This window comes from Bradyrhizobium sp. CCGB12, assembly GCF_024199845.1.
In the GTDB taxonomy this organism is placed as follows: Bacteria; Pseudomonadota; Alphaproteobacteria; order Rhizobiales; family Xanthobacteraceae; genus Bradyrhizobium.
Window position 1 is genome coordinate 159,818 of record NZ_JANADO010000001.1, and the last position, 20,560, is coordinate 180,377.

Annotated in this window: 20 protein-coding genes; 8 read left to right on the forward strand and 12 right to left on the reverse strand. The window is 64.6% G+C overall.

The features are described 5' to 3' along the window. Window positions 1–11: 11 nt before the first annotated feature. The 9 genes from upp to NLM27_RS00825 form a co-directional block, all read right to left on the reverse strand. Window positions 12–647: a uracil phosphoribosyltransferase gene (upp, locus tag NLM27_RS00790; protein ID WP_008560080.1), complete on the reverse strand. Its 636-nt coding sequence runs from the start codon at window positions 645–647 to the stop codon at window positions 12–14. Window positions 648–806: 159 nt separating this feature from the next. After that, window positions 807–935 (reverse strand): hypothetical protein, encoded by a 129-nt coding sequence (locus NLM27_RS43500; protein ID WP_256569913.1) that lies wholly within the window; start codon window positions 933–935, stop codon window positions 807–809. A 90-nt stretch (window positions 936–1,025) separates the two neighbouring features. Further along, window positions 1,026–1,406 (reverse strand): hypothetical protein, encoded by a 381-nt coding sequence (locus NLM27_RS00795; protein ID WP_254141523.1) that lies wholly within the window; start codon window positions 1,404–1,406, stop codon window positions 1,026–1,028. A 14-nt stretch (window positions 1,407–1,420) separates the two neighbouring features. Then, window positions 1,421–1,612, reverse strand: coding sequence for a hypothetical protein (locus NLM27_RS00800; RefSeq protein ID WP_254141524.1), 192 nt, complete (start codon window positions 1,610–1,612; stop codon window positions 1,421–1,423). A 111-nt stretch (window positions 1,613–1,723) separates the two neighbouring features. Continuing rightward, window positions 1,724–2,113, reverse strand: a complete 390-nt coding sequence (locus NLM27_RS00805; RefSeq protein ID WP_254141525.1) for a hypothetical protein — start codon at window positions 2,111–2,113, stop codon at window positions 1,724–1,726. 26 nt (window positions 2,114–2,139) lie between these two features. Then, on the reverse strand, window positions 2,140–3,057 hold the full coding sequence (gene dapA, locus NLM27_RS00810; RefSeq protein ID WP_254141526.1) for a 4-hydroxy-tetrahydrodipicolinate synthase: 918 nt from the start codon (window positions 3,055–3,057) through the stop codon (window positions 2,140–2,142). A gap of 24 nt (window positions 3,058–3,081) precedes the next feature. Further along, entirely contained in the window at window positions 3,082–3,336 is a 255-nt protein-coding gene (locus NLM27_RS00815) for a hypothetical protein (RefSeq protein WP_254141527.1), read from the reverse strand. A 131-nt stretch (window positions 3,337–3,467) separates the two neighbouring features. Then, the gene (locus NLM27_RS00820) at window positions 3,468–3,746 is read right to left on the reverse strand and encodes a hypothetical protein (protein WP_254141528.1); all 279 of its coding nucleotides are present in this window, start codon (window positions 3,744–3,746) and stop codon (window positions 3,468–3,470) included. A gap of 15 nt (window positions 3,747–3,761) precedes the next feature. Further along, the gene (locus NLM27_RS00825; RefSeq protein WP_254141529.1) at window positions 3,762–4,229 is read right to left on the reverse strand and encodes a hypothetical protein; all 468 of its coding nucleotides are present in this window, start codon (window positions 4,227–4,229) and stop codon (window positions 3,762–3,764) included. Between the two features lie 613 nt (window positions 4,230–4,842). Here NLM27_RS00825 and NLM27_RS00830 point away from each other — a divergent pair. The 6 genes from NLM27_RS00830 (at window position 4,843) to NLM27_RS00855 (ending at window position 13,049) form a co-directional block, all read left to right on the forward strand. Further along, window positions 4,843–4,932: a K(+)-transporting ATPase subunit F gene (locus NLM27_RS00830; RefSeq protein WP_038965694.1), complete on the forward strand. Its 90-nt coding sequence runs from the start codon at window positions 4,843–4,845 to the stop codon at window positions 4,930–4,932. 112 nt (window positions 4,933–5,044) lie between these two features. Then, window positions 5,045–6,748 carry a potassium-transporting ATPase subunit KdpA gene (gene kdpA / locus NLM27_RS00835; RefSeq protein WP_254141530.1) on the forward strand — a complete coding sequence of 568 codons (1,704 nt, stop codon included), beginning with the start codon at window positions 5,045–5,047 and terminating at the stop codon, window positions 6,746–6,748. A gap of 19 nt (window positions 6,749–6,767) precedes the next feature. Continuing rightward, window positions 6,768–8,882 (forward strand): potassium-transporting ATPase subunit KdpB, encoded by a 2,115-nt coding sequence (kdpB, locus tag NLM27_RS00840; protein ID WP_254141531.1) that lies wholly within the window; start codon window positions 6,768–6,770, stop codon window positions 8,880–8,882. 111 nt (window positions 8,883–8,993) lie between these two features. Next, window positions 8,994–9,599 carry a K(+)-transporting ATPase subunit C gene (locus tag NLM27_RS00845; RefSeq protein ID WP_254141532.1) on the forward strand — a complete coding sequence of 202 codons (606 nt, stop codon included), beginning with the start codon at window positions 8,994–8,996 and terminating at the stop codon, window positions 9,597–9,599. Between the two features lie 40 nt (window positions 9,600–9,639). Continuing rightward, the gene (locus NLM27_RS00850) at window positions 9,640–12,363 is read left to right on the forward strand and encodes a sensor histidine kinase KdpD (RefSeq protein ID WP_254141533.1); all 2,724 of its coding nucleotides are present in this window, start codon (window positions 9,640–9,642) and stop codon (window positions 12,361–12,363) included. Further along, on the forward strand, window positions 12,360–13,049 hold the full coding sequence (locus tag NLM27_RS00855) for a response regulator (RefSeq protein WP_254141534.1): 690 nt from the start codon (window positions 12,360–12,362) through the stop codon (window positions 13,047–13,049). The genes NLM27_RS00850 and NLM27_RS00855 overlap by 4 nt, the downstream gene beginning before the upstream one ends. A gap of 243 nt (window positions 13,050–13,292) precedes the next feature. Here NLM27_RS00855 and NLM27_RS00860 read toward each other — a convergent pair whose 3' ends face one another. Then, entirely contained in the window at window positions 13,293–14,180 is an 888-nt protein-coding gene (locus tag NLM27_RS00860; protein WP_254141535.1) for a Ku protein, read from the reverse strand. A gap of 118 nt (window positions 14,181–14,298) precedes the next feature. On the opposite strand from NLM27_RS00860, the gene ligD reads away from it, so the two are divergent. Further along, the gene (ligD, locus tag NLM27_RS00865; RefSeq protein ID WP_254148723.1) at window positions 14,299–16,983 is read left to right on the forward strand and encodes a DNA ligase D; all 2,685 of its coding nucleotides are present in this window, start codon (window positions 14,299–14,301) and stop codon (window positions 16,981–16,983) included. 123 nt (window positions 16,984–17,106) lie between these two features. On the opposite strand, the gene NLM27_RS00870 is transcribed toward ligD, so the two are convergent. Further along, entirely contained in the window at window positions 17,107–17,271 is a 165-nt protein-coding gene (locus tag NLM27_RS00870; RefSeq protein ID WP_018318514.1) for a DUF3309 family protein, read from the reverse strand. A gap of 181 nt (window positions 17,272–17,452) precedes the next feature. Between NLM27_RS00870 and NLM27_RS00875 the strand changes: the two genes are divergently transcribed. Next, window positions 17,453–17,770: a polyhydroxyalkanoic acid system family protein gene (locus tag NLM27_RS00875; protein ID WP_254141536.1), complete on the forward strand. Its 318-nt coding sequence runs from the start codon at window positions 17,453–17,455 to the stop codon at window positions 17,768–17,770. Window positions 17,771–17,772: 2 nt separating this feature from the next. Here NLM27_RS00875 and treY read toward each other — a convergent pair whose 3' ends face one another. Then, the gene (gene treY, locus NLM27_RS00880; protein ID WP_254141537.1) at window positions 17,773–20,559 is read right to left on the reverse strand and encodes a malto-oligosyltrehalose synthase; all 2,787 of its coding nucleotides are present in this window, start codon (window positions 20,557–20,559) and stop codon (window positions 17,773–17,775) included. Between the last annotated feature and the right edge of the window lies 1 nt (window position 20,560).

A 20,560-nucleotide genomic window follows, 5' to 3' on the forward strand; every position in this document is an offset into this window, starting at 1 on the left:
CGCAAACCTGTCTACTTGGTGCCAAACATTCGGTCGCCGGCATCGCCCAGGCCCGGCACGATGTAGCCGTGGTCGTTGAGCCGCTCGTCGATCGCGGCGGTCCAGACCGGCACGTCGGGATGCTCGCTCTGGAACTGCGCGATGCCCTCCGGCGCGGCCAGGAGGCAGACGAAGCGGATGTCGCGGGCGCCACGGGCCTTGAGCAGGGAGGCGCCGGCGCAGGCCGAGTTGCCGGTCGCCAGCATCGGGTCCATCAGGATCACGGTGCGATCGGACAGATCCTGCGGCGCCTTGAAGTAATATTCCACGGCCTGCAACGTCTCGGGGTCGCGGTAGAGCCCGATATGGGCGATGCGCGCCGACGGCATCAGTGCCAGCATGCCGTCGAGAAAGCCAACCCCGGCGCGCAGGATCGGCGCCAGCGTGAGCTTCTTGCCGGCGATCTTGGGCGCCTGCATCGGCGCGATCGGCGTTTCGATGTCGACCAGCTCCAGCGGCAGGTCGCGCGTCACCTCGTAGCCCAGCAGCATCCCGATCTCGTTCAGGATCTCGCGAAAGCTTTTGGTCGAACGGTCCTTCTCCCGCATCAGGGAGAGCTTGTGCTGGACCAGGGGATGGGCGACGACGTTGACGTTGCTGGTGCTCATGAAACCGCTCTACACGGTTCCGTGAAATTGCACCAGATCGGCCGGCTTTTTTCCGCGGGATACGCCGTCTCAACCGGGCATCGCGACCGCCGTCCGCATCCGATTGCCTACCTCGTAGGCAGCCACGGTCAGCTCCCGCTCGATTGCCGTGCGGACGTCCTAGACGCCGAGCCCGCGTGCGACCAGCGTGATGACGAGTGTCAGGACGGCACCCCACATCAGGCTTACCGTCATGGTCAGGATGGTCGTGGTGATCGCGTGCTCGAGATTTCCCTTGAGGAGCTGCATGCTACTTGTCCGGAGCTGGCGCCGCGCCGATGCGCATGCCGAACAGCAACGCAGCCGTCAACGCAACCAGGATGGCGATCTTGAGCTCGATCATGTCCGCAGCCTTGCCACCGCGCGCGAAAGGAGCTGCCTGGCTCCGGCCGCCAGCACGATCAGTGGATTGCCGCGGTTCTCGACGTCGAGCTCGAAGGTCTCGGCGGGAAACACCAGCGCGCATCGCGTCGGCCCGCTTTGCCGGTTGGCGAAATCGACCGCGGAGCTTTTGAACAGGAACAGACCGCCGACGCGTCCGTTCGCTTCGCGCGCGACCCAGAGACCGGCGTCGTTGCGGCCGATGAAGAAGGCGGGAATGGCCGTGCTCACGACATCAGGGTTGATCGGCCTAAGCGCAGCCGCTTGGTCGGACCGACGATGGCCAGCCTTGAGGGCGATCGCGGCCATCGCGGCCTCCTCACACATCTGCAACGTCATGATGGTGACCCCGCTCAGGCGTGGAGATGCCAGACATAGATTGCGGTCCTGAGCGCGATCAGCGCGGTGAGCACGCTGCCCATCGTGAGCACGGTCAGCGCGCCAAGCGCGACGCGCTTGAGCTGGGCCTTGCGGGCCTCCGAGACCCGCGCCGGGCGATCGGCACCGTGGTAGGGCCGCTCAAAGCTTTGCATCAGCATCGACATTGTCGAAGTCCTTGTCCGTGGCGCAGCGAAACGGCTGCGCCAGCTACCTCATATGATCATCATCATTGCGTAGGATTGCGAGATGAACACTCAGGCTGTCGCATAGGAATGTCATAAAGACGCCGCCCGTCGCGACGGAAGACCTCTGAAGAGGTCGGGGTTTTGCTTCGGTTTGATCCGAGCTGGTGCGGGGTCCGGCTGTGCCATCCCGATCGCTGCGGCAAAAGCGAACCGCAGCCGTGGTTCCTCGATCTGCTTGCAGAATCCGTCCAGGGTCGCTTCCGCGTTCTGTTGCTCTCCACTGATCGCCGCACAGAGTTGGGCGCTGGTTCGTCGGAAGAAGTGCAGCGAATCCCCGGCGTTGCCACTGAGGCGATCGAGCTCGGTTGCGAGAGCTGCAACATTGAGCCGGTCGGAATCGTCCAGCGTCACCGCAAAGCGCAGCAGCGCCAGCTTCCAGGCCCGAAGCAGCCTGTGAGATCCTGCGGTCGACTGAAACATGCGATACCCGGATGGCCTGCGAAGCATCAGGCTCCGATGCCGTCGATCAGCTCTTCGTCGGAGATTGCAGCGAACGCTCGGACGACCTCCGCGCGGGCAGGATCGCCCAGCGGCACGATCGGCAGCCGGGTGGCTGCCGACATCAGGCCGAGCATGCTCAAGGCGTATTTGAGGGCCGCCGGGCTCTCCTTGCCGAGACACGCGATGAGCGGCATCAGTCGCTTGTCGAGATATCGGGCGGATTGCAGGCGGCCCTGCCTGATCTGCGAGAAGATCGTGCGGCAGAGATCCGGCGCGATGTTGGAGACCTCCGAGATCGCGCCGTCGCCGCCATTGGCGATAAATCCGAACGCCGTGGCATCGTCGCCGGATAGAAGGCGAAAGCTGGCCGGCAGATGCCGGGCGAGGCGCATCGGACGGTTGATGTCGCAGCTCCCATCGCGCAGGCCGACGAACCGGCGGGATTCGACGAGACGCAAAACAGTCTCGTCGGCCAGCGGTCGCAGCGTGCGGGAGGGAACGTCGTGCAGAACCACGGGCAGGCCGATCGAACCCGCAATCGCCCGGAAATGCGCGAGCATCCCCTCCTGCATCGGCTTGTTGTAGGCCGGTACCACGGCCATGACGGCATCGGCGCCGGCGGCCTCCGCGCGTCTTGCAAGCTCGATGGCCTTGCCGGTCGCATTCGACATCGCGCCGGCGATGATCCCTACCCGGCCACGGGCGACATCAACCGCGGCGCGAATGACGAACTCCTGTTCCGCCGGCGAAAGCGTCGGTGCCTCGCCAGCGGTCTCGCAGACAAGGAGCGCCGGTACACCGGCGCCGATCTGACGCTCGCAGAGGGCGGCGAATGCCCTGAGATCGATCGCGTCAGCCGCATCGAACGGCGTCGGGAGGTCCGGAATGAATCCGGTGAACCAGGCGGAGGGAGGGATGAACATGGTGCTTCGCTGAAAAGCGCCGGCTCAGGCCGCGCGTTGCGAGAGGTTGGCGTCGGGGTTCTTTCCCATGTCGAGCTCGATCTCGCGGACGAGTTCGACGATGGTTTCGGGATGCTGGCAGTTTTCGAACAGCGCGTATTTGATCGCCTGCGCGCGGCTGACGAACAGGCCGCCATAGAGGCCGTTTTGTTCCTGGGCGACCCATTGTCCCCGGCGGTTCCTGCCGATGAAGACGATAGTCGAAGGCGAGCTACACGAGGGAGGTTCGACGAGTTTCATTGACGTATTCCTTGCGGCTGACAGAGGTGGCGGGTCGAGCCCGCAACCGTCCAATCAATATCTTTTCAAGCGGATATGATTTCGAGTGAGGCGGTGCGGCGATCTCATAGGAAGCTCATAAAGCTCGATGTTCAGCTCAGCTCGCTCACGACGTGAACCAGCGCGAACAGAGCGCCGAATGCAGCGCATTCGTCCCAATGATTGAGGATGGTGCCGAACAGCTGCTCGCGCTTCAGAAGGGCGACAGCGGCGCAGAGGATGATCGACATCCAGAGCAGAGCCGCGAGGCTTCGTCCGAAACCGATGCTGCCGAATGCGGCAAAGGTCGTGAGGAGAACGACGCGCACGGCAAAGCGCGCGATCACCCTTGCCGGACTCAGGGCCCGCGACGTATCCGAAGATTGCGGCAAGGCGTGAACCCTGGCTTAGCCGAAATTCTCACAGCCGAGCGGCTGGTAGAACGAATCCGGAGCGGGGCGCACAGTGGGAACGCTTGGCCGCGACAACTCCACGGCCAGCGCCTGGACCTCGACGAAGGCCGACATCAGAGCGAGCGCGAGATCGGCATGGTGCGCCTCGACCGCGGCGTCCAGCCAGTCCGGCAGCTCACGCGCGCGCGATAGCGCGCAATGCCACTCGCCCTCGTCATACGCGATGCGGCGGACCTGCCACAGCGGCAGCTCGAACTCCACCAGCGCCAGCGCCGCATCGGCCCAGGCCTCGACGTCGATCAGGCGCATGATGCGTGCGGTGCGTTCGGTATGGCCGAGCGAAGGGAAGCGCCGGCTGGCGTTGTCGATGATATCGAGCATCAACGGCCGAGTCATCGTCGGCGCCGCGCGAAGCCGATGGCTTAGGGAGGGTGGGTCGAGGCGTCGGAGAGCGGCGGTCATGTCAGGCCTCCTGGAATTGGCGTCGGTCAGTCGGCCGGCATTGCCAAAATGGTCAGGAGGGCATTTGAAAGCGAGATGGGGATCGGGCGAGAGATATAGGGATTTCATAAGCGCACGAAATCTTCCGCGTACGAGCGAAATATCCTCGACCGTCGTCTCCGCCGCAGGTGGAGGCCTATAAAGGGAGGGCTTTTTGAAAAGACCCCGACCACGGCCTCCCATAACAATCGGGATCGAAAGCAAGGGTGGATTTGCGTCGCTGCGCTGCCTGCTCGGAAAGACCGCGCGGAATGCATTGTCAGTGTCAAATGGTCGTCGACCGGGACGTGCTGGCCTTTATGAGATTCCTATAACGCCGCCATAGGCCTCATCTCGAAAACCTATGCGCGTGGTGGCAAGTGAGCGCGGTGAAGGTTCCGGCCGGGCGATGCCCGCATCGCATTCGCTCGCGGCAAACGGCCCGCCGGAATCCAGAGACAGGCTACGCCGGATATCGTCTCGTATTGAGGAGTATCGCCATGATGGACATTCTGATGCTGGCGCTGGGCTTCGTCTTCTTTGCCCTCGCGATCGGCTACACCTATGCCTGCGAACGGCTGTGACGGAGCGGATCATGATCTTCGATTATGCACTCGCCGGCGCCGTCTCGTTCGGTCTCCTGTTCTATCTCACCTACGCGTTGCTGCGGCCCGAGCGGTTCTGACCCGTGCTGCTGCTTGTCGAATTGCTGCTGGCCGACGCCGCGCTCGTTGCGGGCCTGCTTGCGCTGCTCCTGCCGCTCTTGCGCCGGCCCCAAAGCCTGAAGGGTTAATGCTATGACTGTGATCGGTTGGCTCCAGATCATTCTTTTCTGCGCCATCATCGTCGCGCTGACCAAGCCGCTCGGCTGGTACATGACGCGCGTGTTCAACGGCGAACAGACGTTCCTCTCCCCGGTGCTGCGGCCGATCGAGGCAGGCATCTACTGGATTTCCGGCGTCGACGAGAGGCGTGAGCAGCATTGGCTGACCTACACGGTCTCCATGCTGTTGTTCCATGTCGGCGGCTTCCTCATCATTTACGGCGTGATGCGGCTCCAGGCCATGCTGCCTTTCAACCCCGCTGGGCAATCCGCAGTCGCCCCGGATCTCTCCTTCAATACGGCTGTTTCCTTCATCACCAACACCAACTGGCAGAACTACGGCGGCGAGAGCACGCTGTCCTATCTCGTCCAGATGCTCGGTCTGACGCACCAGAACTTCCTGTCGGCGGCGACCGGCATCGCACTGGCCGTGGCGCTGATCCGCGGCTTCTCGCGCGCGTCGATGCGCACCATCGGCAATTTCTGGGTCGACGTCACCCGCACGACGCTCTACGTTCTGCTGCCGATTTGCGTGGTCTACTGCCTGTTCCTGGTCTGGCAGGGCATGCCGCAGACGCTTGGCGACTATGTCGAGGCGACCACGCTCGAGGGCGCCAAGCAGACCATCGCGCTCGGTCCGGTCGCCTCGCAGGTCGCGATCAAGATGCTCGGCACCAATGGCGGCGGCTTCTTCAACGCCAACGCCGCCCATCCCTTCGAGAACCCGACGGCGCTGTCGAACCTCGTGCAGATGCTGTCGATCTTCCTGATCGGCGCAGCCATGACCAACGTGTTCGGCCGGATGGTCGGCAACCAGCGCCAGGGCTGGGCGATCCTCGCCGTGATGGGCGTGCTGTTCGTCGCCGGCGTCGCTGTCACCTACTGGGCGGAGTCCAATGGCACCTCGACCATGCAGGCGCTGGGCCTGACCGGCGGCAACATGGAGGGCAAGGAGGTCCGCTTCGGCATCGTTGCCTCCTCGCTGTTCGCCGTGATCACGACGGCCGCCTCCTGCGGCGCGGTCAACGCCATGCATGACAGCTTCACCGCGCTTGGCGGCATGATCCCGCTGATCAACATGCAGCTCGGCGAGATCATCATCGGCGGCGTCGGCGCCGGTCTCTACGGCATGCTGCTGTTCGTCGTGCTCGCGATCTTCGTCGCAGGGCTCATGGTCGGTCGTACGCCGGAATATGTCGGCAAGAAGATCGAGGCGCGCGAAGTCAAGATGGCGATGCTGGCGATCCTGGTGCTGCCGCTGATGTATCTCGGCTGGACCGCGGTCGGCGTGGTCTATCCGGCGGCGGTCGCTTCGATGGCGAATGCCGGTCCACACGGCTTCACCGAGGTGCTCTATGCCTTCACGTCGGCAACCGGCAACAACGGCTCGGCCTTCGCGGGCCTCACGGGCAACACCTTGTTCTACAACCTCACGCTCGCCAGCGCGATGTTCGTCGGTCGCTTCTTCATGATCGTCCCGGCGATGGCGATCGCGGGCTCGCTTGCCGCGAAGAAGTCCATCCCGCCCTCGGCCGGCACCTTCCCGACCACGGGTGGGCTGTTCGTCGGCCTCGTCGTCGGCGTGATCCTGATCATCGGCGGCCTGACCTTCTTCCCGGCGCTCGCGCTCGGCCCCATCGTCGAGCACCTCGCGATGAACGCCGGTAACGTCTTCTGATTGGTTTGGAGTGACCTCCATGGATACGATGAAACTGCAAAAGCGCGCGCCGATGTCGGCAATGCTCGATCCGAAGATCGTGGTGCCGGCGATCCGGGCATCCTTCGCCAAGCTCGACCCGCGGCTCATGGTCAAGAACCCCGTGATGTTCGTGGTCGAGGTCGTGGCCGCGCTCACCACGGTGATCTTCCTGCGTGACATCGTCACCGGCGGCGCGAACCTCGGCTTCACCTTCCAGATCATCCTCTGGCTCTGGTTCACGGTGCTGTTCGCCAACTTCGCTGAAGCGGTGGCCGAAGGGCGCGGCAAGGCGCAAGCCGAATCGCTGCGCAAGACGCGCACCGAAAGCCAGGCCAAGCTGCTGAGCGGGGCCGGCCAGGAGTTCAAGCTCGTGCCCGGCACCAGCCTGAAGGTCGGTGACGTCGTGCTGGTCGAAGCGGGCGATACCATTCCCTCCGACGGCGAGGTGATCGAGGGTGTCGCCTCCGTCAACGAGGCTGCCATCACCGGCGAATCCGCGCCCGTGATCCGCGAGTCCGGCGGTGACCGCTCGGCGGTAACAGGCGGCACGCAGGTGCTGTCGGACTGGATCCGCGTGCGCATCACCGCCGCGCAGGGTTCGACCTTCATTGATCGCATGATCAAGCTGGTCGAGGGCGCGGAGCGGCAGAAGACGCCGAACGAGATCGCGCTCAACATCCTCCTGGCCGGGCTGACCATCATCTTCGTGTTCGCCACCGTCACCATTCCGAGCTACGCGGCCTATGCCGGCGGCTCGATCTCGGTGGTCGTGCTGGTCGCGCTGTTCGTGACGCTGATCCCGACCACCATCGGCGCGCTCTTGTCGGCTATCGGCATCGCCGGCATGGACCGCCTGGTGCGCTTTAACGTGCTGGCCATGTCCGGCCGCGCGGTCGAGGCTGCAGGCGACGTCGACACGCTGCTGCTGGATAAGACCGGCACCATCACCCTCGGCAACCGGCAGGCGACCGCCTTCCGTCCCGTGCGCGGCGTCACAGAGCAGGAACTCGCGGATGCGGCCCAGCTTGCTTCGCTCGCTGACGAGACGCCGGAGGGCCGCTCCATCGTCGTGCTGGCGAAGGAGAAATACGGTATCCGCGGCCGCGACATGGCCGAGCTGGGTGCGACATTCATCCCCTTCACGGCGCAGACCCGCATGAGCGGCGTCGATGCCGGCGGCTCGTCGGTGCGCAAGGGCGCGGTCGATGCGATGCTCAACTATGTCGGGGGCGGCGCGCCGCTGACTGTCGCCTCCGGCAACACCGCCCGTGCCATTCAGCCCGCCGGGCTGTCGGACCTTGGCCGCGAGATCCAGGCGATCGCCGATGAGATCTCGAAGGCCGGCGGCACGCCGCTCGCAGTCGCCAGGGACGGCAAGCTGCTTGGCGTCATCCAGCTCAAGGACATCGTCAAGGGCGGCATCCGCGAGCGCTTCGCCGAGCTTCGCCGCATGGGCATCCGCACCATCATGATCACCGGCGACAACCCGATGACCGCGGCCGCGATCGCGGCGGAGGCCGGCGTCGACGACTTCCTGGCGCAGGCAACGCCCGAGGACAAGTTGAAGCTGATCCGCGACGAGCAGGCCAAGGGCAAGCTGGTCGCCATGTGCGGCGACGGCACCAACGACGCCCCCGCGCTTGCCCAGGCCGACGTCGGCGTCGCCATGAACACCGGCACCCAGGCCGCCCGCGAGGCCGGTAACATGGTGGACCTCGATTCCAACCCCACCAAGCTGATCGAGGTGGTCGAGATCGGCAAGCAGCTGCTGATGACACGCGGCGCGCTGACGACCTTCTCGATCGCCAATGACGTTGCCAAGTACTTTGCGATCATCCCGGCGATGTTCCTGGCGTTCTACCCGCAGCTCAACGTGCTCAACATCATGAGCCTGTCGAGCCCGCAGAGCGCCATCCTGTCGGCGATCATCTTCAACGCGCTTGTCATCATCGCGCTGATTCCGCTCGCGCTGAAGGGCGTTGCCTATCGCGCGGTCGGTGCCGGCGCTCTGCTCCGCCGCAACCTCTTGGTCTACGGCCTCGGCGGTATCGTCATTCCCTTCATCGGCATCAAGGCGATCGACCTCGTGGTGACCGCCTTGCACCTGGCTTGAATTCGTCATTGCGAGCGAAGCGAAGCAATCCAGAAATATCTCGGCGGTTGACAGCCTGGATTGCTTCGTCGCTTCGCTCCTCGCAATGACGGGAGAAATTGGAGAAAGCACATGCTCAGAGAAATCCGTCCCGCCATCGTCCTGCTGCTGGCGCTTACCGCTATCACGGGCCTTGCCTACCCACTCGCGATGACCGCCATTGCCGGCACGTTGTTTCCCGTGCAGGCGCAGGGCAGCCTGATCGAACGGGACGGCAAGGTGATCGGCTCCGCCCTGATCGGGCAGGAGTTCAAGGACGACAAATATTTCCACGGCCGCCCCTCGGCGACGCTGGCGCCGGACCCGAATGACTCGACCAAGACGATTTCGGCACCCTACAACGCCGCTAACTCGGGTGGCTCCAACCTCGGCCCGACCAGCAAGGCGCTGGCCGACCGGCTGAAGGAAGATGTAGATAGGCTGAAGGCCGAGAACCCGAACGCGGCGGTGCCGGTCGACCTGGTCACCACGTCGGCCAGCGGCCTCGACCCGGACATTTCGCCGGAAGCGGCACAATTCCAGGTGCCGCGCGTGGCGAAGGCGCGCCGGATGTCGGAGGATCAGCTCAAGCAGCTCGTGATCGCCAACACCAAAGGCCGCCTGTTCGGCCTGCTCGGCGAACCCCGGGTTAACGTTCTGGCGCTGAACCTTGCGCTGGATCGCTCCGCCGCCAAGTAGCGGTCTAGGCTCTCAGTGCGCAGATGACTATATTGGCAAGATGGTCCGAGAGCGCCGCGATCCCGAACAACGTCCGTCGCCCGAGGCGCTGCTGGAAGCGGCGCGCCGGGAGGAGAGCGCGAGCGGCAAGCTGAAGATCTTCGTCGGCGCCGCCCCCGGCGTAGGCAAGACCTATGAGATGCTGCAGAGCGCCCACGCCCGGCGCAAGGCCGGCATCGACGTGGTGATCGGCTTCGTCGAGACCCACGGCCGCGCCGAGACCGAGGCGCTGGTGCGCGGGCTCGAAGTGGTCCCGCGCAAGCGGCTGGACTACCGCGGCCAGATCGTCGAGGAGATGGACCTCGATGCCGTGATTGCACGCCGGCCAAGAATCGCACTGGTCGATGAGCTCGCCCACACCAACGCGGCGGGTAGCCGCCATCCCAAGCGCTATCTCGACGTCGAGGAGCTGCTCTCCCACGGCATCGACGTCTACACCGCCGTCAACATCCAGCATATCGAGAGCCTGAACGACGTCGTCGCGCAGATTACCCATGTCCGGGTGCGGGAGACGGTGCCGGACTCGGTGTTCGATCGGGCCGATGCGATCGAGCTGATCGACCTCACGCCCGACGATCTGATCCAGCGGTTGAAGGAGGGCAAGGTCTATGTGACCAAGCAAGCCGAACGGGCGCTGGAGCACTATTTCTCGCCGGGCAATCTGACGGCGTTGCGCGAGCTCGCGCTGCGGCGTACGGCCGAACGGGTCGACGAGCAGCTGCTCAATCACATGCAGGCGAATGCCATCGCCGGTCCGTGGGCCGCGGGCGAGCGCATCCTCGTCTGCGTCAGTGAGGATCCGCGCGCGGCCGGCCTCGTGCGCTACACCAAGCGGCTGGCCGACCGGCTGCATGCGCCGTTCACCGCGATCTCGATCGAGACGCGCCGCTCGCTCCAGCTCTCCGACGAGGAGCGTGACCGGCTGGCTGATGCGCTGCGGCTCGCAGAGTCGCTCGGCGGCGAAGCGCTGACGATTCCAGCTGTCGGCCGCCGCATCGCCGACGATGTCGTCAACTTCGCGCAGGGCAACAACGTCACCCAGATCGTGATCGGCAAGTCGAGCCGCTCGCGGTGGTTCGAGATGACGCGTGGCTCCGTCGTGCACGAGCTGGTGCGCCGTGCCGGCAACATCACCGTCCATGTCATCGCCGGTGACGAGCTGCCCGGCGAGGCCGTGCCCAAGACGGCGGTGCAGACCGCAGCGCGGTCGGAACCGTTCAATCCGCGACCCTATCTGAAGGCGCTCGGGCTCGTGCTGATCGGCCTCGGCGCGGCGGAGCTGATCCAGCCCCGGTTCGGCATCGAGAATGTGGACCTCGTGTTGATGACGGCGGTGGTCGCGGTCGCGGTCCGCTACGGCTTGTGGCCGTCGCTGCTTGCGACGGTCGCGGCCTCGCTGTCCTACAATTTCTTCTTCCTACCGCCGCTCTACACCTTCACGATCACGGATCCGACCAACGTCGCCGCCTTCGTGCTGTTCCTGGCGGTGGCGATGATCGTCTCCAATGTCGCAGCGCGCGTGCGCACGCAGGCCGATACTGCCATCGGCCGGATCAGGATGACCGAGCAGCTTTACGCCTTCAGCCGCAAGCTCGCCGGCACCGCCACGCTCGACGACGTGCTATGGGCAACCGCCTACCAGATCGCATTGATGCTGAAGGTCCGCGTCGTGCTGCTGTTGCCGGAAGAAGGCCTGCTCACGGTGAAGTCGGGCTATCCGCCGGAGGATGAGCTCGACCAGGCCGACCTCGCCGCCGCCAACTGGGCGTGGAGCAACGACCGCCCTGCGGGTCGTGGCTCCGACACGCTGCCGGGTGCAAAACGGCTGTTTCTGCCGATGCGCACCGGGCGCGGACCGATCGGCGTGATCGGCATCGACAACGACCGCACCGGTCCGCTGCTGACTCCGGACCAGCGTCGTCTGCTCGATGCGCTGGTCGATCAGGGTGCGCTCGCGATCGAGCGTGTGCTGCTGGTCGAGGACATGGACCGCGTCAAGCGCACCGTGGAATCCGAGCGCTTGCGTTCGGCACTCCTGACCTCGATCTCGCACGACCTGAAGACGCCGCTGGCCTCCGTGCTGGGAGCCGCCTCGACCATGCGCGACCTCGCCGGGGCCTTGTCCGACACCGAGAAGCGCGACCTGCTCGCGACCGTGATCGACGAATCCGAGCGGCTCAACCGATTCATCGCCAATCTACTCGACATGACCAAGCTCGAGTCTGGCGCCATCGTGCCCAACACGGCGCTGCATGATCTCGGCGAGATCGTCGGCAGCGCGCTGCGGCGGACGGCCAAGATCCTCGCCGCTCACAAGGTCGAGCTGGTGCTGGCGGCCGATCTGCCGATGCTCGAGCTCGATGCTGTGCTGTTCGAGCAGGTGCTGTTCAATCTGCTCGACAATGCAGCGAAATATTCGCCGGCCGAAACCACGGTCTCGATCCGCAGTCGACGGGAACGGGATCAAGTCGTTCTAGAGATCGCCGATGAGGGCGGAGGCATTCCGCCCGACGAGCTCGAGAGCGTGTTCGACAAGTTCTATCGAGTGCAGAAGGGCGACCATGTCCGACCCGGCACCGGGCTCGGGCTCGCCATCTCCCGTGGCTTCGTCGAGGCGATGCGGGGGACGATCTCGGCCGCCAACCGCAGCGACCGGAGCGGTGCGATTCTCACCATCCGTCTGCCCGTTCCGGCGCAGACCCAGGCATTGGATACCGCCGCATGAGCGCCGCCCCGATCAAGGTCCTGGTCATCGACGACGAGCCGCCGATCCGAAAGCTCTTGCGGATGGGGCTCTCGACGCAGGGCTATGAAATCCTGGAGGCGCCGAACGGCAAGACCGCGCTGGAAAAGCTTGCCGAGGAGCCGGCGCTGATCATCCTCGATCTCGGCCTGCCGGACATCCAGGGCCACGAGCTGCTGCGCACCATCCGCGCCCGCAACGAGGGTGTGCCGATCGTGGTGCTGTCGAGCCGTGGCGACGAGGCAGGCAAGGTGCAGGCGCTCGATTTCGGCGCCGATGATTACCTGACCAAGCCTTTCGGCATGGATGAGCTTCTGGCCCGTTTGCGCGCGGCGCTGCGCCACCAGCTTCAGGTCAAGGGCGAGCGCCCGGTGTTCCGAACCGGCGATCTCTCCGTCGACCTCGTGCGCCGTATTGTCAAGACCGGTGAACGCGAGGTGAAGCTGTCACCGAAGGAGTACGATCTTCTTCGCGTGCTGGTGCAGCACGCCGGGAAGGTGCTCACCCACCGCTTCCTGCTCAAGGAGCTCTGGGACGAGCTGACGGATGCGCAATATCTGCGTGTCTACGTCCGCCAGCTCCGCCAGAAGATCGAAGCCGACCCGGAACGGCCGCAATATGTGCTGACGGAAACGGGGATCGGGTACCGGTTGAAGGCGGGGGATTAGCTATCTCCTCATCGTGAGCTGTAGGGTGGGCAAAGCAAAGCGTGCCCACCATCCATTGCGATCGTGGAGAGTTGGTGGGCACGGCGCGTTGCGCCTTTGCCCGCCGTACCAAATCGAGTGCTAGGCGAGCAATCTCAACTATCTCCACATCGTCATTGCGAGGAGCCCTTGCGACGAAGCAATCCAGAATCTATCCGCGGGAAGATTCTGGATTGCTTCGCTGCGCTCGCAATGACGGGGTAGCTAGCCTGCCTTCCGGTGCCGCGCCGACGAGCGGTGCGTCTTCCTCGCCGCTCGTTGTCGTCCCGTCGCCCGGCGGGCATGGGATTTCGCTGCCGTCTTCTTCCTTCCACCGCGCCCCTTCAGGCTCTGCTTCAGCGCGTCCATCAGGCTGACGACGTTGCTCGGCCGCTCCTCGGGTTCGGGTAGCTCGATCTTCTTGCCGCTGGCCTTGCGCTTCACCAGCGCCTTCAGCGCGTTCTCGTAATCGTCCTTGAATTTGCTGGGATCGAAATGCGCGGCCTTGGAGTGCAGGATGTGGCCTGCGAGCTCGACCATGTCCTTGGTGACTTTCGGGCTCTTGATGTCGTCGAAAAACTGGTCCTCGTCGCGGAGCTCGTAAGGATAGCGCAGCGTGGTGCCGAGCAGGCCCTTGCCGAGCGGCTCGATCGCCATCACGTGCTCGCGGTTGGTGAGTACGATTTTGGCCAGTGCCACGCGGTCCTGATCCTTCATGGCGTCGCGAATGACCGCGAAGGCGTCGACCGCGGCTTTGCCGTCGGGCGCGATGTAATAGGGATGATTGAGGAAGCGCTGGTCGATCTCCTCGCTCGGCACGAAGCTCTCGATGTCGATGGTGTGATTGCTCTCGATCTGGACCGCTTCGAGCTCCTCCGGTTCGATCTCGACATACTTGCCCTTGCGCAGCTCGTAGCCGCGCCCCTTCTGGTCGCTCTCGACGACGTCGCCGGTCTCGGAATCGATCATCTGCTGCTTGAGCCGATTGCCGGTCTCGCGGTTGATCATGTGAAACCGCGTCTTCTCGGCCGCCGTGGTCGCCGGATAAAGCACGACCGGACAACTGACCAGCGACAGCTTCAACGTTCCCTTCCAATAGGCGCGCGGGGCCATTCGAATTCTCCAGCATTGTCAATGCGCTTTGGAACCCCAACCGTTCCGTCGGGTTTTGGTTCCGGGTGGGACTTTTGCCGTGATAGGCTTGAATGCCGAAAGAGAAGCGGGACCGGTCGTGCTGCAAAAACTCTCCACATATCGACAGAAGCGTGACTTCGAGAAGACGCCCGAGCCATCGGGTAAAACCGCAGTGGCGCCATCGAAGCAGCGGCGCTTCGTGATCCAGAAGCACGATGCGACCCGGCTGCATTACGATCTGCGGCTCGAGTTCGACGGCGTCTTCAAATCCTGGGCGGTGACGAAGGGGCCCTCGCTCGATCCGCACGACAAGCGGCTGGCGGTCGAGGTCGAGGATCATCCGCTCGACTATGGTGATTTCGAAGGCACGATTCCGGAAGGGCAATATGGCGGCGGCACGGTGATGCTGTGGGACCGCGGCACCTGGGAATCGGACGATCCGGAAGCCGGCTTCAAGAAGGGCGATCTGAAGTTCACCCTGCATGGTGACAAGCTGCACGGCAGCTGGGTGCTGGTGCGCATGCGCAGTGACCGCACCGGCGGCAAGCGCACCAACTGGCTCTTGATCAAGCACCGCGATGAGCATGTCCGCGAAGGCGGGGACAACGATATTCTCGACGAGGACAGATCGGTTGCCTCCGGTCGGGCGATGGAGCAGATCGCCGAAGGCAAGGGCCGCGCGCCAAAGCCGTTCATGCTGGCGAAGGGCGCCAAGGGCAAGGCCGACGCAGTCTGGCAGTCCAATCGTGCCGAGGAGACGAAAGGGCGCACGGTCAAGCCGGCGCCGCGCAGCGCGCTGAAGGCCGGCAAGTCGGCAAGCAAGACGGCGACGACCGCAGCGACCGCCAAAAAAGTATCGGAGATGCCGGATTTCGTGGCGCCGCAGCTCTGTACGCTGGTCGAGCGACCGCCGGGCGGCGAGGGCTGGTGCCACGAGATCAAGTTCGACGGCTATCGCGTGCAGCTCCGGGTCGAGGACGGCGAGGCGACGCTGAAGACTCGCAAGGGTCTCGACTGGACCGGGAAGTTTGCCTCTATCGCCAAGGAAGCGGCTGCGCTGCCGGACGTGATGATCGACGGCGAGATCGTTGCGCTGGACCACAACGGCGCGCCGAACTTCTCCTCGCTTCAGGCTGCGTTGTCCGATGGCAAGACCGACGAGCTGATCTTCTTCGCCTTCGATCTCCTCTTCGCGGAAAAGGAGGACTACCGCCGGCTGCCGCTCGGCGAGCGCAAGGCGCGGCTCAAGAGGTTGCTGCAAGCGCGCAAGCGGAAGTCGACCCAGATCCGCTATGTCGAGCATTTCGAGAGCGGCGGCGATGCCGTGCTGCAATCCGCCTGCAAGCTCGAGCTGGAAGGCGTGGTGTCGAAGAAGCTGGACTCGCCCTATCGTTCGGGGCGCACCGAAAGCTGGACCAAGGCCAAATGCCGCGCCGGCCATGAGGTCGTGATCGGCGGCTGGAAGACCACCGCCGGCAAATTCCGCTCCCTGATGGCAGGCGTCCATCGCGGCGATCATCTCGCCTTCGTCGGCATGGTCGGCACCGGCTTTGGCGCGGACAAGGTCAAGCGCATCATGCCGTTGTTGAAGGCCATGGCGGCCAAGGAAAGCCCCTTCGGCGGCAAGAACGCGCCGAAGAAGTCTCGCGACGTGCACTGGCTGAAGCCGGAGCTCGTTGCCGAGATCGAGTTCGCCGGCTTCACCGCCGACGGCAATATCCGCCAGGCGGCTTTCAAGGGCCTGAGGCAGGACAAGCCTGCGGAGGAGGTCGAGGCCGAGACGCCGGTCGACACCGAGCTCGCCGAACCCTCGACCAAGCGGCAGGCGAAGCCGCGTGCGAAAGCGAAGATCAGCGCACGATCAGCTGAGGCTGGCGGCAGCGCCGAGGTGATGGGCGTCGTCATCTCGAAGCCGGACAAGGAGCTGTGGCCGGACGGCGGCGACGGCGTAACAAAGCTTGATCTGGCGCGCTATTTCGAGGCCGTCGGAGACTGGATGATCGAGCACCTGAAGGGCCGCCCATGCTCGATCGTGCGCGCGCCTGACGGCATCGGCGGCGAAACATTCTTCCAGCGTCATGCCATGCAGGGCACATCGAACCTGCTCGAACTCGCAAAAGTCTCCGGCGATCGCAAGCCGTATTTGCAGATCGATCGGATCGAAGGGCTCGCCGCGGTGGCGCAGATCGGCGGCGTCGAGCTGCATCCCTGGAACTGCGCGCCGGATGCCTATGACACGCCGGGCCGGCTGGTGTTCGATCTCGATCCCGCGCCCGACGTCGAGTTCGCCGACGTCGTCGAAGCGGCCAAGGAGATGCGGCAGCGGCTGAGCGATGTCGGCATGGACAGCTTCTGCAAGACCACGGGCGGCAAGGGCATCCACGTGGTGGTGCCGCTGCTCCACGGCGCGCGCGACAAGGTGAGCTGGAAGGAGGCCAAGGCGTTTGCGCAAGGCGTCTGCCAGTGGATGGCCAACGACGATCCCGAACGCTATCTGCTCAACATGTCGAAGAAGCTGCGCGATGGAAAGATCTTCCTGGACTATTTGCGCAATGACCGCATGTCGACGGCGGTTGCCCCGCTCTCGCCGCGTGCGCGCGCCGGTGCCACCGTGTCGATGCCGGTAACCTGGGCGCAGGTGAAGAGCGATCTCGATCCGAAGCGATATACGATGCGCACCGTGCCGGGCCTGCTGGCGCGATCGAAGGCGTGGGAGGGCTATGATGATGCCGCCGCATCGATCAAGGCGGCGATCAAGAAACTGGCGGAGAAGGTGAAGTAGGGTGGGTTAGCGAAGCGTAACCCACCACTTCTGTTGCCGTGGAAACCAAAGAGGTGGGTTACGCCGAGCGGACTGCGCTTCGCGCAGTCGCAAGGCTGACCCACCCTACGAAGAAGTCCGCCGCTAGATCCGTCCCATCAGGAGCAGGATCAGCAGGATGACGATGACGAGTCCGAGGCCGCCGCCGCCGTAATAGCCGGTGCCGTAGAACGGCCCGCCGCCGATGCCGCTGAAGCCGCCAAGCAGGGCGATGACCAAGATGATCAGAATGATCGTGCCGATAGACATGCGAGTCTCCTCCAGCCCTTTGTTGAAAGGGTCGTTGCACCTGTCCCGTTGTGCGAGGGCAACTTGCCGCAGGTTTTAAAGTTCCGACTTCGCAACGTGGACGCCAGCTCCGACATGCATGGAACCTTTGCCCTTCCATCCGGCATGATGAGGTGAGGATCAGTCAACAGGGGCCACTGCCATGTCAGCACCGCTCGTCGTCTCCATTCCGCATCGTCTCGGCCGCGAGGAGGCGGTACGCCGGCTCAAGACGGGGCTTGGCCGCGCCGCAGCAAGCATTCCCGTGATGCAGGTCGAGGAGGAGTGCTGGAGCGGCGACAGCATGAATTTCCGTATCCGCGCGCTCGGTCAGGTTGCGACCGGTCAGGTCAACGTCGCCGACGATCACGTCCGGGTCGAGGTGGTGCTGCCCTGGCTGTTGCAGCGTTTTGCCGAGCTGGCCCAGGCCACGATCAGGAAGCGCGGCCAGTTGCTGCTCACCAAGGATGGAGGGAAGTAACCTCAGGCGCGCACGCGCTGCCGCATCGGCTTGGTTGCACTGGCGATGCGCGCCTCGATGATTGTCGCGGGAAGATCGCGCAAGGCCTGCATGACCGGCAGTTCGTTGCCTGCGAGACCTGTCGCACTGTAGCCGGTGATGTCGACGGTCGCATCCAGGCCCTCCAGCGCGGGCCATTCCCGGCCTGCTTGCGTGAACGGCGCGAAGTGACGCCCGACCACGACGATCGCGGTCGCACGGCCATGGCGGCGGGCGAAGGCGATGACGTGGTCGGCATGCTCGCCGTGCACCTCGAGCGGCTGATAGTCGCCCCGGACGAAGATGTCGGGATGCCGGTTCCGCAGCCTGAGAAGATGGCGCGTCCAGGCCAGCTTGAGCCGGCCGTCTGGCCAGCTCTTGCTCAGACCGCTCCAGTCCGGAGCTTCCAATGACGTCAGCGCCGCACGGCGCGCGGCAAAGTCGACCGGACGGCGGTTGTCGGGGTCGACCAGCGACAGGTCCCAGAACTCGGTGCCTTGGTAGAAGTCCGGCACGCCCGGCAGGGTCGCCTTGAGCGTGAGCTGGCTCAGCGAGTTCAACATGCCGAGCAGCGCGACGCGGCGGGCCAGGGTTTGCAGCACCTCCCGGAATTCTGCCGACTGAGCGGGATCGAGAATCTTGTCGATGAAGCTCTTGACGCCGTTTTCATACGCTTCATGCGGATTGAGCCAGCTCGTCTCCTCCTTGCCCTCCCGCGCGGCCTTGAGCGCATAAGCCTGGATGCGTTCGACGAAATCGGCATCGATCGGCCCCTGGAGCGGCCAGGCCCCGAGCAGGGTCTGGTAGAGCATGTATTCGAACGTCGCCGACGGCGCGCGGAAACTGCCGTGATGTGTGAGATGCGGCGCGTTCGACACCTTCCAGCGTGCCACCGCGCTGGTCCATTCGCCGGGAATTTCGCTGAGCGCCGCGATGCGCGCGCGGGCATCCTCACCACGCTTGGTGTCGTGGGTGGCCGTCGCGGTCATGCCGTGCGGCCATTCCTTGGCGCGGGCCTGCATGGCCTGGTGGAAGGCGGCAATGGTGAGGCCGGTGCTCGCGGGATCGCCGCCGACCTCGTTCAGCGCGAGCAACCGGTGGAATTGATAGAACGCGGTGTCCTCCAGCGATTTCGCCATCATGGGCCCGGTGAACTGCTGCACCTTCAGCGCAAAGCGGCGCACGCGCGGGGCGCTGTGCGGCGGGCGGCCGGGCTTGAGCAGGTCCATGGTCAGGGCGTCGCGCAGGAAGTCGAAAATGCCGTCGTCCGCGGCGAACCATTCGGAGCGGGCGCGTTCGATGGTCTCGTCGATCAGCTTGCGATCGTGTGCGGTCGGCGCGCTCGTCGTTAGGTAGGTGCGGTAGACCGGGAAATGCAGCACATAGACCTCGAGCGCCTGCCGCAGGCTGTCGGCGGAGAAATCGCGGGTCGAGTAGTGCCCGCTGGCGATGCGCGCCAAGAGGCGCGTCAGCACGGTGAACTCACTGGTGAGCAGCGTCTCCAGCACGCGCCGCTTGGCATCCTTGACGTAAGGCGAAAGCCGCGGCGGCCGGTTGCTGATCTGCCGCCAGGTCTCGTCCAGCGCCGCCAGCCCCTTGGCGTCGACCAGCACCTGGATGATCACGTTCATCCATTCATAGCCGGTGGTGCCCTGGACGCCGGCGAAGTGCGGCAGCTGCTCGTGCTCGCACAGGATCTTCTCGATCACCGTGTAGAACGGCTTCGTCGTGCCTTGCGCATCGCGCACCAGCCGGCGCAGCCGCTGGCAGTATTGCGCGGGATCGCGCAGGCCGTCGATGTGATCGAGGCGTATGCCTTGCAGCCTGCCGTCGGCGATCAGTTGCTTGACCAGCCGGTGCGTGGCGGCAAACGTGCCGGGATCCTCGACGCGCAGGCCGGCGAGGCCGTTGACGTCGAAGAAGCGGCGATAATTGATGTCGCTGGACGCAAGCCGCCAGTGCCCGAGCTTGTAGTGTTGGCGCTCGAGCAGATGATGTAGCGCCAGCGTCTGGGCGGGACGGTCCCTGGCGGCGCGATAGGCGGCAAGACCACGCGCGATGAGATCGGCAGCACCCGCGATTGCTCTGAGTTCGGCCTTGAACGCAGGGGCTTCCTTGCGGTTCGGGCGGCGCAATCCCGTGTAGCGCGCCGCGAGCGCGAGCAGGTGCTTGCCGGGCTCCGTTTCGGCCGCGTCCGCCTCCTTGACGATCATGCGCAGCACCTCGCCATAGCGCTCTGGCGCGACCGGCAAGCGATGCTCGAAATACCAGGCGGAAAGACTTCCCTCATCCGGATCGTAGCGGAGCTCGATGTCGCCGCGCTCGAGCGCCTCGCCGTAGGACGAGCCGAGGATCGGCAGCAGCACGCCACCGCGGGCGCGATAGGCCAGTTGATCCCAGTCGATGTCGAAGGAGACGGCGTGGGGCGAAGCCTGGCCCCATTCCAGCAGGTCGAGCCACCAGGGATTGTCCGCAAAATGCACGCCCACGTGATTGGGCACGAAGTCGATGATGAGGCCGAGGTCGTTCTCGATGAGCGCCTCGCTCAGCCGTGCGAAGCCGGCCTCGCCGCCGAGCTCGGGATTGAACTGGCTGTGATCGACGGTGTCGTAGCCATGCGTCGAGCCCTTGCGGGCCTTCATCACCGGCGAGGCGTAGAGATGCGTGATCCCCAGCGCCTTGAGGTAAGGAAGGACCGCGGCGGCCTTGTCGAAGTCGAAATCCGCAGTGAGCTGAAGCCGGTAGGTCGCGAACGGAATGGCGGGAGGCATA